At 45.9% G+C, this 11,969-nt stretch carries 16 protein-coding genes; 4 read left to right on the forward strand and 12 right to left on the reverse strand.

Annotated elements, in window-relative coordinates:
* Window positions 1-190: 190 nt before the first annotated feature.
* The 9 genes from ATH1_RS0100485 to ATH1_RS0100525 are packed head-to-tail and all read right to left on the reverse strand — an operon-like array spanning window position 191 to window position 4,840.
* Window positions 191-667: a hypothetical protein gene (locus ATH1_RS0100485; protein ID WP_010416060.1), complete on the reverse strand. Its 477-nt coding sequence runs from the start codon at window positions 665-667 to the stop codon at window positions 191-193.
* A gap of 3 nt (window positions 668-670) precedes the next feature.
* Window positions 671-1,162 (reverse strand): hypothetical protein, encoded by a 492-nt coding sequence (locus ATH1_RS0100490; RefSeq protein ID WP_139035159.1) that lies wholly within the window; start codon window positions 1,160-1,162, stop codon window positions 671-673.
* A 12-nt stretch (window positions 1,163-1,174) separates the two neighbouring features.
* On the reverse strand, window positions 1,175-1,579 hold the full coding sequence (locus ATH1_RS0100495) for a hypothetical protein (protein ID WP_010416064.1): 405 nt from the start codon (window positions 1,577-1,579) through the stop codon (window positions 1,175-1,177).
* Window positions 1,576-2,016 (reverse strand): hypothetical protein, encoded by a 441-nt coding sequence (locus ATH1_RS0100500; RefSeq protein ID WP_010416067.1) that lies wholly within the window; start codon window positions 2,014-2,016, stop codon window positions 1,576-1,578. Before ATH1_RS0100500 ends, ATH1_RS0100495 begins: the two co-directional genes overlap by 4 nt.
* A 1-nt stretch (window position 2,017) precedes the next feature.
* Window positions 2,018-2,335 carry a hypothetical protein gene (locus ATH1_RS0100505; RefSeq protein ID WP_010416070.1) on the reverse strand — a complete coding sequence of 106 codons (318 nt, stop codon included), beginning with the start codon at window positions 2,333-2,335 and terminating at the stop codon, window positions 2,018-2,020.
* On the reverse strand, window positions 2,332-2,664 hold the full coding sequence (locus ATH1_RS0100510) for a hypothetical protein (RefSeq protein WP_010416073.1): 333 nt from the start codon (window positions 2,662-2,664) through the stop codon (window positions 2,332-2,334). Before ATH1_RS0100510 ends, ATH1_RS0100505 begins: the two co-directional genes overlap by 4 nt.
* A 13-nt stretch (window positions 2,665-2,677) precedes the next feature.
* Window positions 2,678-3,772 (reverse strand): major capsid protein, encoded by a 1,095-nt coding sequence (locus ATH1_RS0100515; RefSeq protein ID WP_010416076.1) that lies wholly within the window; start codon window positions 3,770-3,772, stop codon window positions 2,678-2,680.
* 27 nt (window positions 3,773-3,799) lie between these two features.
* The gene (locus ATH1_RS0100520; RefSeq protein WP_010416079.1) at window positions 3,800-4,189 is read right to left on the reverse strand and encodes a hypothetical protein; all 390 of its coding nucleotides are present in this window, start codon (window positions 4,187-4,189) and stop codon (window positions 3,800-3,802) included.
* 6 nt (window positions 4,190-4,195) lie between these two features.
* Entirely contained in the window at window positions 4,196-4,840 is a 645-nt protein-coding gene (locus ATH1_RS0100525; RefSeq protein ID WP_010416082.1) for a hypothetical protein, read from the reverse strand.
* A gap of 148 nt (window positions 4,841-4,988) precedes the next feature.
* Between ATH1_RS0100525 and ATH1_RS0100530 the strand changes: the two genes are divergently transcribed.
* Genes ATH1_RS0100530 through ATH1_RS0100545 form a run of 4 tightly spaced genes read left to right on the forward strand, consistent with a single transcriptional unit; the run spans window position 4,989 to window position 7,755 of the window.
* Entirely contained in the window at window positions 4,989-5,246 is a 258-nt protein-coding gene (locus tag ATH1_RS0100530; RefSeq protein WP_010416084.1) for a hypothetical protein, read from the forward strand.
* 34 nt (window positions 5,247-5,280) lie between these two features.
* Window positions 5,281-6,423 carry a hypothetical protein gene (locus tag ATH1_RS0100535; RefSeq protein WP_010416086.1) on the forward strand — a complete coding sequence of 381 codons (1,143 nt, stop codon included), beginning with the start codon at window positions 5,281-5,283 and terminating at the stop codon, window positions 6,421-6,423.
* A gap of 58 nt (window positions 6,424-6,481) precedes the next feature.
* Window positions 6,482-6,880 (forward strand): hypothetical protein, encoded by a 399-nt coding sequence (locus tag ATH1_RS20250; RefSeq protein ID WP_010416089.1) that lies wholly within the window; start codon window positions 6,482-6,484, stop codon window positions 6,878-6,880.
* A gap of 35 nt (window positions 6,881-6,915) precedes the next feature.
* Window positions 6,916-7,755, forward strand: coding sequence for an ADP-ribosylglycohydrolase family protein (locus ATH1_RS0100545; RefSeq protein ID WP_010416091.1), 840 nt, complete (start codon window positions 6,916-6,918; stop codon window positions 7,753-7,755).
* Window positions 7,756-7,832: 77 nt separating this feature from the next.
* On the opposite strand, the gene ATH1_RS19985 is transcribed toward ATH1_RS0100545, so the two are convergent.
* The 3 genes from ATH1_RS19985 to ATH1_RS0100560 are packed head-to-tail and all read right to left on the reverse strand — an operon-like array spanning window position 7,833 to window position 11,968.
* Complete coding sequence (locus ATH1_RS19985) at window positions 7,833-10,433, reverse strand: hypothetical protein (protein WP_010416094.1); 2,601 nt, start codon at window positions 10,431-10,433, stop codon at window positions 7,833-7,835.
* The gene (locus ATH1_RS0100555; RefSeq protein WP_010416096.1) at window positions 10,426-10,620 is read right to left on the reverse strand and encodes a hypothetical protein; all 195 of its coding nucleotides are present in this window, start codon (window positions 10,618-10,620) and stop codon (window positions 10,426-10,428) included. The genes ATH1_RS19985 and ATH1_RS0100555 overlap by 8 nt, the downstream gene beginning before the upstream one ends.
* A 13-nt stretch (window positions 10,621-10,633) precedes the next feature.
* Window positions 10,634-11,968: a phage portal protein gene (locus ATH1_RS0100560; RefSeq protein ID WP_010416099.1), complete on the reverse strand. Its 1,335-nt coding sequence runs from the start codon at window positions 11,966-11,968 to the stop codon at window positions 10,634-10,636.
* Window position 11,969: the final 1 nt, after the last annotated feature.

The following is an 11,969-nucleotide window of genomic DNA, read 5'->3' on the forward strand; positions in this document are numbered from 1 at the left end:
TCCAGTCTTTCATCGTATTTTGGGCGATCCCCTGATTTGTTTTTATTGCTTTCCTTTAAATCGTCGTAACTCGGAATTACCGAACTGTAAAGAATCATGTTTGCATAACTCATGCGGTATAGGACGTAATCAAAGGACAGGGAATAATTCTTTGCAACCCCGGCAATAATGGCCCAAATACTGTCATTTTTTAAACCACTTCCTCCGCTTTTCTTTTTGTCTGTCTGAGAATGTTTACCTCCGCGAGGGAAGTGGTAATTCCGAAAAAATCAGCGACCTCCATCGAATTAAGGCGCTCAACAATGATTTGAGAAAGCACCGAGGGCGGTTCTTGCAAAAGCATATCGGCCAGCTCGTCTGCTGTTATCTTTTTTTTATATGAAAAAAGGCCAAAAAAAGACCTTTCACTAACAACTTGAACACCTGTTACCCCCAATAAAAGATATGCGGCTATTTTGCCTACAATCCTGCAATCCCGAGCCACTCTCAACACTTCATACACCATCTGTTCAACATTGCTGTTCACAGAAGGCATTTTGCTAACCAGTTCGGAAATTTTTATCAGTGTTGCGGTAGAGGGAGGGGCGGCCTTAATAGCCACCCCCTGAATAGTGTATTCTGTGGGCTCTTCAAGTATGGTTTTTGAAGTTTTACTCTCAATCGTCATACCTTATGCCTTTTTAAATTTTGTGTAAAGTTCACCGTCGGCACAAGCCAGAATGGTAAATATTACATCTGCGTAATGCCCCTCTTCCTCGCTGTAACCATCTTTATAGGTCACGCTTGCCTTGCGAATTTCCAGCCCGGTGGCGCCTGTGTTCTTAGGCGTCAATTTCACAGAATACGGGTCATTCACAATTTGCGATTTCACGGTTAACTTATCTTCAACATCATCGTGTGTTGCGTCAATGAGTGTCGCCAAGAATGCAAAATCGGGCTCAATAATGCGGGTTGTAAGAGTGATTTCGCCCTCGCTCTGTTCTTTCGCAACAGTAACGCCCCCGGTAGCTTTCATTTCCAAAACCTCCCCGTCGGCGGATTCCAGCGAAGTTGAACGGTCGGCAATAGTGCCTATGCTTTGAAGAGTGGTAGCCATTGCATCGGCGGCCCCGGTTTTTCCTATTTCAATGGTACATTTCGACCACGACATTATTAGTGACATAATCCAAAATATTTAATCGGTTATTAATCTGAAATTTAACTTTGCATTTACGAAGTGCTGTCCCAAGCCCTCTTCCTTAAAGGTCTGAATCATATCGTTTAGCGAACAATCATACATTGGGGTGTTTATGCTTCCGATGATTTCATTAAGCGCGGTTTCAATCTCCCGGCACCGGGCCGAATTTCTGTAAGCGCGGCCATCATACACAACATCAGGAACGTAAACATTAACAACCACCACGCCCGACTGAATCTGTCCGTCAATGCCAGAGACAAACGCGATAACGGCGTCCTCGGTCTTGGCGTCAAGCGGTCGCATTCCCTGTTTGTAAATGGTTCCATTGATAACGCCCGGGAGCTGTGAGCTCCTGAGAATGTCGTAAAAATCCTGCTCTATGGCGCTTCCTGTTTTCTTCATTTGAATCCGAGTTTCTTCATTAGTTTAGGGGTAACATCTGCGGCTTTCAGCTCAGACGAAGCCAAAACATTAAGTCCGCGCGCTTCCACATAAGCGGCGTAATCCATGCCGGCAACCACTATTAAGGCAAAACCCTTGCTGTATTGACCTATCAGCTCATTGATGAATTTTTTACCATTTTTCAGGCCCTTACCGCCCTGCTTCACTTGCTCGAACTTCATTGTCGAAACCACCCGCCCGTTGTGCAAAACCACATACCCGATTGAACTTCTGAGGTTCCCTGTTTGGTCAGTGTAAGCCCCGTTATTCTTAGCTTCATTGATACACTGCTCGCCGATATACATTAAGGTATTGACGACGGATAATTCAATCCGCCGTAATTGCTGAACGGTGTACTGTTCTATGTGCTTTCTCGGTGTGAGCGACTTAATTCCCATATCAAACGGTAATTTTCGTGCGGTTCACGAATGTTAGTTTCTCCGCGTTCTGAACATCAAACTCTCCCAGCTCTTCCCCGGCGTCTGTCTTTAATCTTACCCGGGTGTATGGAAACTCGAGACCGTCAATTATCGCTGTATATTTTGCGACTGTGAATCGGCCCCCGGTGTAAGTTCCTGTTGTGTTCCGAGTGTTTGCTCTGATATTTGCCGGTATCGGGTCGCTCCAACCGGAAGACAAAGGGGCGGGGTCGCCGTTCTGGTCAATTCCCGCCCCGCTGTTTAACAACCCAAGTATGTAACCATTCACTAAACTCATACATCATCCCCCTCATAGCTGAAAACTTGGCGGATATTAGGCTGGTATGCACTGTCCCCCAACTCCTGATAGATAATGTTTGCCATATCTTTAAAACGCCTCTTTTCCACTTCTGACAAACTGATATTTACGCCTTCCTCAGAAATACTTGGGGCCATACTTAGCCACATTAGGACATCCGCCTCTGACAAACGAAAAGCGCTCGACGTTCTGGTTTCTGTATTAACCGAGACCCCCAAATCAAGCCCCCGTTTGCTGGCTATGTTTTCAAGGGCCGCCCCCGGGATTGGATACCCGGATAGGCCCGTCAATGCTTCCTTTACTGTCATTTCATGCTAATTTTTAAGCGGCTGCGTTTTTGGTATCAAGAATGTAGATAGCATCCACGCCGTTTAGAACTGGAAGAACATTTGCCTGTGCGCTGGTATATTCGCGCAAGGGGTCGTTCTTGTGATACTTCGACACCAACGTATAATTGGTCGCCTTTTCGTAAGCCACATTTTCGACAGGGTGGTTTTCCTCTGCCAGTGAGCCATAAAACAGGCTACCGATTTGCTCGGTGGTAATGAACGTAACAGCCCCCTCAGTCCAAGGTTTGACAGCTGTTCGCTTGCCGTTTTTCTCAATCTGAACGGCCCGGTCAACGACTTGAATAATCAGGTTGTAATCCTCTAACAAGAATTCGTTAACCTGAGTAAGCGTCGGAACAGGCGGCTTGGTTGCGCTGGTCACTGCCAGCCCAAGAGCTGTCGCGTTGCGCTCTTTAACCTGTGCGGTTTTCTTGAAGTTGTTGAAAGTAGCCCTGTCCATCAGAATTTTTGTAAAAACGTGCCCTTTAGGGGAGCCCGCCTCCACAATTTTTTCGATGTCGTCAAGCGGCGTAGCATTGATAGCATCAGACCAGACTGTTGCAACTTTTACCTTATTCTCGTCTGGAATGCCATAATCAATGCGAACACCAATACCGGCGTTGTTTTCGCTGGTAATGGAGGTTACGCCGGAACTCAGAGCTTGCAGGAACATAAATTCCAAGCGCTCTTCGATACCGGTAATCGCTTTCTTGGCGTCACCGAACAGCTTTGCCACAACATCAGCCTCGCGGCCCCCTCGGGCAACAAGAATATCCAGGTCGGAAAGCTGCTTTTCTGACAAATACAGTTTCAAACCAAGCTTGGGGATATCCCCCTCGGCTTTCTTAATAGAATCGCGCTTTTTAAGCGGGAGCGGGGAATCCATTGCCACAACATCGGCGGCAACAATGCTACCATTCAGAGACAAGCTCGACCACTTCAGGTCGGTGGAGTACTCTTCGGAAAGCATGGTTTTAAACAGGTAAACAGGCGCGTTTTTTGCCCCGTTTACCGTCTCAATGACTTTCGTCACAATGGCCGAGAAGTATTTTTTTACATACTCGGGGAAAAGTGATTGTAATTGCATTCTTTTAATCTTTTAAGCGTTCAACAATTAGTCAGCCTCGAAACGAATCAAAGGCAATGCATCCTGTACCGATGCGGGAATGGAATAAACAGCCGCCTCCGGGTTCACGGTGCCACGCACCACGATAGAAGCCCGGGGGTCGGTGGTTAAAAGTGTACCTCCAAGAATACCAACCACCTTTGCGGCGTTGGTTTCGTCAATGGTTACTTCACCCGTTACCTCGTCAACTGATAATGCAATAGGTTTATACTCCCCGGCGTCATAAATAATCGGGTGCCCGGCGGGAATGGTTTCTTTATCCCATCCGGTAACATCAAGTGTGCGCCCACCCCGGATAAATTCAATCGCTTCCGCAATAACCACGTTGTCGTTGGTGGTATCAACGGTCTGCGTTCTGTTTAATGTTACTTGTGCCATGCGTCACTACATTTTTTCGATTAAACTTTTAGCTTCATCTTCTGAAACAGTGCCCTCAACACGGCCTCCAACCTCTAAACCTTTGCCGGCCTGCTTCGCTGTTGATAACTGCGAAATGATTTCGGCCTCTTTCTCCAAGGACTGAATCTGCTCTGTGAGGTCTTTTTCAGGGTCAATGCGCGAAAGCCAAGATTTTTTCAAATCTTCATGGAGTCCGGCCAGCTTTTCGGAAGAATTAAAAGCCTTCGCGGCGGCCTGCTCTTTGGTTTTCGTTTCCTTTTCCTTTTCAAAAGCCTCAATCCTTGCGGCCAGCTCCTTATTGGTATCAATAAGAGTCTTAGCCCATTCAGGAACATCTTCATCTTGTTTTGGCTGTTCAGATTTTTTCGGCTCAGTGTTAATTTTCTCGCCGTCCTTCAGATTGTATTTGTTTTCATACCCCCTGATTGCATCTTGCGCCCGGCGGTCTCCCTCGGCTTGTGCATGTTTGGCGGAAAAAGTCAAAACATCAATGACCCCGTCGTTTAAAACGGTTTCAATCTGCCCCTCTTCTGTAATGATTTTGCTGTACCGGTCTGCAACCCCATCCAGATAGGCAGCCTGAACCCCTGGCATTTTGGTTTTCAGGAATGCTAAAATTGCCTGTTTCATAGTGATTTATTTTTTTGATTTCAGTTTCAAATTTATTGAAAATCTACAAAATGTTTATGATATAAGCACTTTTTTTTGTGTTTTTGCTTGTTATTTTTAAAATAGCGCGCTATGTTTGTAACCGTCAAACAACATAAAACTAATTGATATGAAGACTATTGCAGTGTTTTACAAAGCCAAAACCCAAGAGAATTATTTAAAACCGTCTAAAATTGCAAAAGTGGTTTGTCAGAGGTCAACAGAGGCGGAGTATGCTAAAATCCGAAGGGAATATTTGGAAAACCCGGAATATTCAAAAGCTCTCTCTTTTTGCTGGTGGCTGGAGGATGCAGACGCCGACCGCATCTTGAACCGCATAATTGAGCGCGAAGCCGATAGAGTTGGCATCGATTACGAAACTGTTTAACATTTAATTGGTATACACTTAAATATTAAAAATTATGGAAGCTTTGACTGTGAAAAACGAAGCAATGACCGCACAAGAGGGTCTGAATCAAGTGGTAATTAACAAGGTGCAAAACATGATTGAGCGCAACCGGATGAACGTTGAAAATACAATGCAGCGTTTAATTAGTGAACAGAAAATGGCACAAGATTTTATTGTTCCTATAGGGGCAAGGAACCAGAATACGGCCCCGGCAATGACTTTCGCCGGGGAGGAAAAACTCTTGGTTAATCTGCCATCTGGTGAATTCTCATTGCATGATAACGCAACAGGGCAACTGGCCGAAAAAATGGGCGTGCCGGTGCGATACCTGAAAGGGCTTTCTAAGGGCTCTGATTGGGAACGCAAACTGGCCGCAACTGTATTGAATGAACACAGTTTAAACAGCCATAAAAACCGGGTATTAGTGCGGTCAGTGGGTAACGAAGTGAGGGCGGTTTTATCTGACAGCTATCGCCGGATAAACAGCTCAGTAATCCTAATGGCCTTTATGCAAGAGGCGCTTCAACAGGGGGCTTTAATGGCCGATGCATACATGAGTGATACGAAAGTTTGGGCCGAGACAATCCTCCCGACCCCGATAACGGTGCCCACGAAACAGAATGGGGACGTGGTAATATTTATGGGGGCCCGATTCAGCACCTCAGACTATGGGGATGGGGCTGTGGATATGCGGTCTTTCATGCTGAACGGCGCTTGTCTCAATGGCATGGTGCGCGAATCAGTAATGAAGCAGGTGCATTTAGGGGCCAAATTACCGGACAATCTGGCTCTTAGCGAGCGAACATACGAGCTGGATACACAAACCACCGTATCGGCCGTAAATGACCTTACAAGGGGGCTATTTTCAAAAGATGCATTTATGGCAAAAGCAATCGAAATTCAGAAAGCCAGCGAAATGAATGTGGATTTTGAAAAGGAACTGAAAAACCTTGTCTCCCGGGGGGCTCTCACAAAACCAGACCGGGAAGAAGTGGAAACACTGATAATGAATAACAAGCCCGAGGACGGTGTGACAGGCGGGCCCTCGCTCTGGAAACTTACGCAAGCAATAACTGCTCATGCCCGGACAGCCGACCCGGTAAGAGCTCGGGAAATGCACGAAATCAGCGGTGAATTGCTAAACCGAGTGAAGTAAACGGAATTTTAACCAACCTCGCCCGGGAAATTCTCGGGCGTTTTTTAATCCTTTAAAAATGATTGATTTTCTTTTATTGATTGGCGGGCTTTCTGCTTTTGGCGTACCTGCTTCGCTGGCTATCCTTGCATTTTGGTTTCATCTTGCCCGGCAACGGAGTAATGCAACTGAAGGTTTGCATTCATCAGACAACGCCAATATATTTGCTATTCTAAAAACAACAGCAATGAGTGAGACAAAGATTTACCACCTGCGATTGAAGAAGCCCGTTGACGGGAAACGCGATTTTTATTTTTTCAGTTTAGCGGCTATTTACGACCATTTTTCAGAAGAACAAATCGGATGTACGGTGCGAAAGCTATGGGAGGCCGGCATCAGTGGCGGAGCGAAATTCTCAAATGACTATTGTACTATCAAACAGGAATTAGTTTACCGCAAACCGCAAAGACGTGGGTAATATTAATGCTTAATCAAAGAAAAATAGATAATAAAATGATTGGAGCTATTATTGGCGACATTGTTGGGTCGCGTTTTGAATTTAACAATTACAGGGAAACCGACTTTGAATTATTTACCCCTGAAAGCACCTTTACCGATGATACGGTTTGCACAACTGCAGTCGCGGAATGGATTATACAGTCAAGCCAGAAAGGCGTAACCAGCGGAGAGCGTTTCGCAGGTATTCTCAAAGATTGGTGCTTGCGTTACCCGAATGAAAGTTACGGGGCTCAGTTCTCAAGATGGATTGCATCGCCTGAGCCATTCCCGAAGCCGTATAACAGCTTCGGGAACGGGGCGGCCATGCGGATAAGCCCGGTCGGGTGTTATTTCAGCTCGCTTGATTCTGTTTACACTGCTTCCGATATGGTTACGGGCGTAACACACAACCACCCGGAGGGGATGAAAGGGGCCCGGGCAGTCGCTGAATTAATGTTTTTAGCGCGAAGAGGGGCCACGAAAAAAGAATTGAAGCATCTGGCCGAAGAAAAGTATAAATACGATTTATCGGCCTCTTGTGACGAAATACGGGTAACAAATGAGTTCGATGAAACCTGCCAGGTAACAGTCCCGCAAGCGATAACCGCATTCTTGGAGAGCGATGATTTTGAAAGCGCTATCCGGCTGGCAGTCTCGGTCGGCGGAGACAGCGATACAATCGCGGCCATTACGGGCGGTATTGCAGAGACGTTTTACAAGGACATTTCCCACGAATTAATCGGGGCTGCAATGGCCCGGCTACCAGAGGATATACGCTCTGTCATTTATGAGTTTTACGAGTTTCTTTATCTGAATGACCCAATAACTTTTGGCGATATATTCAATAATCTGTAAGTTTGTGGCGGTCAAAGTCTTTTTAATTACCATTTCGTTTGCAGCCAGCTTCCCCCGGGAGGCTGGTTTTTTTATGCCTAAATCTCTTCAAGATATGCATACCACTGACCATCCCTTTCATAAAGAGAAAGCACCTTAAACTCGCGGCCAGAGCGAAGCAGGATTTCGTATTCGTGGGGATGCGTTGAAATTTCATCCAGTATGCCCCCGGTCTTTGTTTTTATCCGCATCTTTAATTTGTCACTAAACCCGCTCCCCCGGAATGCAGCACTGATAAAGCCATCATCGCGCCATGTTTTTCCTTCTTTTATAGCCTGTTTTAGCTTGTCAAGGACAGGCGAAAGTGAAGTTCCCCGACGGACAACCCCTTCGAAGCGAGGGAAATTAGGAATTCCCCGATTTGCCAAAATGGAATACAATCTGAGTTCATCTGTGAGGGGCTCTATTTTTCGAAGCGCTGCGTTTATGCTGTAACCTGTGTTTGATGTGTAAATCAATACGGCGCGAACTTCCTCTTCCGCCAAGCCGAAATCCTTTGCAATTTTCTTTATCCTCTCATCATTGAAACCGCTTATATGAACGTCCGCGAGGTTTAACCGCTTTGATTCATTTTTTATGTATTCGGCATACTCTTTTTCTGTCATATTATCCAGCTTTGGAAGTTTCCGCTTCTTTGCATGGTATTTTATCGCCATTTCTTTTTTGAAAGCGTTTACTTCTGATTCTGCCTGAATAACACTGTCTCGCCAGTCGTCCCCCTCGGCCTTGATAACCGAAAGCGCGTGCCTCTTTTCCAGCTCCCGGAGCTTTTTTAATTCTGCTTTGGTGTAATGGGTTTGCAGTGTCTTTGGTTCTGGTTTTAGTTCCCCGGCCAGCTCTTTTTCCAAGCGCTTTAGGTCATTGGAGGCATTTCTGACAGTTACGGCCTTGTGTGTCTTGAAGTCTGTTGCGACGCCTGTGAAGTTTTTTAATACCTCTTTTTGCGCTGCAATAGTCTTTTTAGCGGCCTCTTTTACCTCTTTCGCGATAATGGCCTGTATCTTATCCCTCTCGGCCTGTAAGAGCTTTAAAAGCTCAGGAGCGGTCGCGTATTTTTTTAGGCTGTTGTCTTTTATCCAGCTTATTTCGTAATCCAAATAAGACAGATATTCCCCCGGGGGCTTGCTGCTCTTTTTAGCGGTGTGCTTGTAATAAGCATCAAGAAGTCCGTCAACCTCTTTTTTGGCGTACTTCTTTTCAAACTTCGCCCTCAGAGGGTCTGTCGGGGTGTGGTCTGCAACGGCCTTTTTTATGGCTTCCTTTGACGCCTTGTTTGGTGGCGGCGCGGGTATGGTATTTACTTTCTTCGTTGTGCCTTTGACGGCATGAAGCAACTTGTTTGATTTGCTGGCTAACTGGCTGGCCGTTATCGATGGGTTTCCCAGCGCAATTTTCAGGGCGTCAAGTTCCGGGCCGGTGTGCCCCGCTGCGAGCGCCTGCTCAATCTTCTTTTGTGCGTACTCTTTTTCATAAGCAAGGGACGCCTGCTCAATCATTGCTTTCTGTGATTCCTGAATAGTCTGTTTGGCTTTTTGGGGTGCTTTTTTAAACAGATTTACGCTCCCCTGAATGCTTCCCTCGGGAAAGTTTTCTTTGAGGAAATAAGGCAGGGATTTAGCGTTTTTAATGCTATCCGAGTGCTGGTCTATCCAATGGATGAACTGCGGAGGCATACTGTCAACACTGCCTTTAAATTTCCACCCGGAGACGTCGCCCCCGTCCAGTATGGCCTGTTGATATTCCAAGAACTCTTCCTCGTCTGCAAGGATGGTTTCTGAATGGCACCGACACTGAGGGTGCCAGCCTGTGAACTTAAATTCTTTAGGGTAAACGCCGGCCAGATTGTCGCAAATATCAGTGAAAGGCACCCCGTTTAGGGTGTGATTGTTTGACAGCTTTACACGAATGCCGATAACGAAATCAAGTTGCTGAATGCGGGTAAAATCTGACGTTCTGTAAGCCATATTTACCTCGGTGCGGGTCAATCGCATAGCGTTTTTGTGCGATGAACGGTAAACGCCCCGCCCGGGATGATAGGCCTTTGCATTCTTTGACAGTTGGAGCTTGCCATGCTTATCGCGTACCCGATGAAACAGCTTATCGGGATTCTGCAAGTATTGTTTAACGTCACGACTAAGCGCGGCGGCGCTCTTCCCCTCTCCAAGGCCCAAGTCAAGAGCCATTTCAATTTCCTCCTTGAACTGGTTCGTGTACTTCCAAACCCGGTCAGACAATGCCAGCCCCCCAATCTTGCGTGTCTGAAAAGCATAGAGCGCGTCAAGATTGCGGTTCATGTATTTTTTTATCTGGTCATTGGTCAGCTTTGAGTTGTGAAAAACCTGTTTTACAATCGTATCGTTCAGTTTCGCGGCGTGCAACCACTCTTCAGTTGTGCCCTCAGTGATGGTCGCAACAATATCGCTCTTCATATTTGCCACGAGTTTTTCAATGGCTTTATTTGCGCGGGGGTATTGTTTAAAACTGAAAGCCTTACCCGCCGGGGCCGTAAGACTTGCGCCAATTATAGCGGCGTCTTGTGCAGCCCCGGAGAATATGGCTGCAACTTTCTTCGCGTACTTTTCCTGTACCTCAGTGTGTTTTTTAAATTCCTCAAAGTGAATATTTACTTTTTTAGCCATTCTTCGGTATTATCCATTTCCCGTTAATCGTTTCCCCAACTTCAATCTTCCCATCTTTCCATAGCTGGTTAAGTGCCCGGGTGTATTCAGCGCGGACATCTTCCAGCGTACAAAACGTCGGGTGTTTCTTCGCTTTTTTGCGTTCCTCAATCTTCGCCTTAATGAATTGCAGTAAAACATCTTCCATGATTGGATCCTATTTAGTCTGTTAGATTAAAACTATCGGCCCGGCTTTCAGCTTTCAACCGTTCAAATTCCATGCTTGCATCGTTTGCATAAGACGTAAGCCCGACGGCTGTTTCCTGACTGAGAACAGGTTTTCCACCGGTGGCTGTAATGAGCGTTTCAACTGTTTCTTTAATATTATCAGGAAGAACACTGGTAAACTCAATATCGAACTCAACATTTGAAAAATCGCCTTTTTTTAGAATGTGTTGTGCCCCTGCTTTTAAGATGTTTAGCGCCCGACTCACAGATGTTTTGTAAACCCCTTGTTGGCGCTTGGCTTTGAGAATAGAACCGAAGAATAACAGCTTTAAAGCAACTCCCGAGATATTACCGAGCCCCTGCTCTTTGAGGTGAGACCAATCAACCGTGTCGGTCATTCCGTAAATGAGTTTTTCTTCTGTGTCGAATTCCAGCTTTAACGCCTCCGGGGCCCTGTCCCATGAAATTACGTCAAGGTCTGCCTCGATGATTTTACCGCTATCCGTCTCCACAATATCCAGCTTCACGATTTTACCGGTTGCGTCTTTCTTGGGTATTGATTTTACCGCCCCTTTGGCCTTATACATTGGGGAAGAGAAGTAATCGTTTGTGTCAGCAAACTTGGAAAGATTCATTTCGTAACGGTCTATCAATTCTTTGACGTCCCACCACTCCGGGTTCTTTTGTGACTGATAAACGACCGGGATTTTGCGGAATAAATTATCTTTCTTGTCTGTTTCAACCCATTCCGACTTTGCCAGTGTGTAGGTGATAATACTTTCAGCCGTAAAAACTCTGAAATACTGTTTTTTTGATGCACCGTTGGAAAGGTAAAACCGCCAACAAAAAGCGACTAAATCCCCGTATTCATCGAAAACCGGGTAATAAGTGCCGTTTTCATTTTTAAGAACGCGCGCTTTTATGACAACCTCTCCGGTGCGCTCAACAGGGAAAAATACAATAGCCGCCTCGGTCTCGGACATTACGGTTTCGGTGAAATCCAAAAACAAGGAATCCATTCGACACTTTTTCCAAAGAGCGATTACTTCCTTCGCTTTCTCTTCCGGTGAGGTCACATTTACGGGGCTCCCAAAAAGGAACGCGGACGCGGAATGCACCACTTTCTTTTGAAAGGGAATAGGAATCTTGGCGACCGTCACAATCTCATTTTTCAGAACCTTATCCTTTCGTTTTCCCACCTGAGAAACGCGTAATGTTCGGTCGTTTTCATACTCTTTTGCATAATCAGAAACCCCAGGCTTTGGGGTTAATACCGCAAGGGCTTTTTTTATATCCCCGGCATCTAATAGTTCTTTGATTGTAGCCATG

The organism is Anaerophaga thermohalophila DSM 12881 (assembly GCF_000191885.1).
In the GTDB taxonomy this organism is placed as follows: Bacteria; Bacteroidota; Bacteroidia; order Bacteroidales; family Marinilabiliaceae; genus Anaerophaga; species Anaerophaga thermohalophila.

Bases quoted from the DNA above. Each gene is read 5' to 3' on its own strand.
- ATH1_RS0100485 (WP_010416060.1), bottom strand. From the start codon at position 667: ATGACGATTGAGAGTAAAACTTCAAAAACCATACTTGAAGAGCCCACA.
- ATH1_RS0100490 (WP_139035159.1), bottom strand. From the start codon at position 1,162: ATGTCACTAATAATGTCGTGGTCGAAATGTACCATTGAAATAGGAAAA.
- ATH1_RS0100495 (WP_010416064.1), bottom strand. From the start codon at position 1,579: ATGAAGAAAACAGGAAGCGCCATAGAGCAGGATTTTTACGACATTCTC.
- ATH1_RS0100500 (WP_010416067.1), bottom strand. From the start codon at position 2,016: ATGGGAATTAAGTCGCTCACACCGAGAAAGCACATAGAACAGTACACC.
- ATH1_RS0100505 (WP_010416070.1), bottom strand. From the start codon at position 2,335: ATGAGTTTAGTGAATGGTTACATACTTGGGTTGTTAAACAGCGGGGCG.
- ATH1_RS0100510 (WP_010416073.1), bottom strand. From the start codon at position 2,664: ATGACAGTAAAGGAAGCATTGACGGGCCTATCCGGGTATCCAATCCCG.
- ATH1_RS0100515 (WP_010416076.1), bottom strand. From the start codon at position 3,772: ATGCAATTACAATCACTTTTCCCCGAGTATGTAAAAAAATACTTCTCG.
- ATH1_RS0100520 (WP_010416079.1), bottom strand. From the start codon at position 4,189: ATGGCACAAGTAACATTAAACAGAACGCAGACCGTTGATACCACCAAC.
- ATH1_RS0100525 (WP_010416082.1), bottom strand. From the start codon at position 4,840: ATGAAACAGGCAATTTTAGCATTCCTGAAAACCAAAATGCCAGGGGTT.
- ATH1_RS0100530 (WP_010416084.1), top strand. From the start codon at position 4,989: ATGAAGACTATTGCAGTGTTTTACAAAGCCAAAACCCAAGAGAATTAT.
- ATH1_RS0100535 (WP_010416086.1), top strand. From the start codon at position 5,281: ATGGAAGCTTTGACTGTGAAAAACGAAGCAATGACCGCACAAGAGGGT.
- ATH1_RS20250 (WP_010416089.1), top strand. From the start codon at position 6,482: ATGATTGATTTTCTTTTATTGATTGGCGGGCTTTCTGCTTTTGGCGTA.
- ATH1_RS0100545 (WP_010416091.1), top strand. From the start codon at position 6,916: ATGATTGGAGCTATTATTGGCGACATTGTTGGGTCGCGTTTTGAATTT.
- ATH1_RS19985 (WP_010416094.1), bottom strand. From the start codon at position 10,433: ATGGCTAAAAAAGTAAATATTCACTTTGAGGAATTTAAAAAACACACT.
- ATH1_RS0100555 (WP_010416096.1), bottom strand. From the start codon at position 10,620: ATGGAAGATGTTTTACTGCAATTCATTAAGGCGAAGATTGAGGAACGC.
- ATH1_RS0100560 (WP_010416099.1), bottom strand. From the start codon at position 11,968: ATGGCTACAATCAAAGAACTATTAGATGCCGGGGATATAAAAAAAGCC.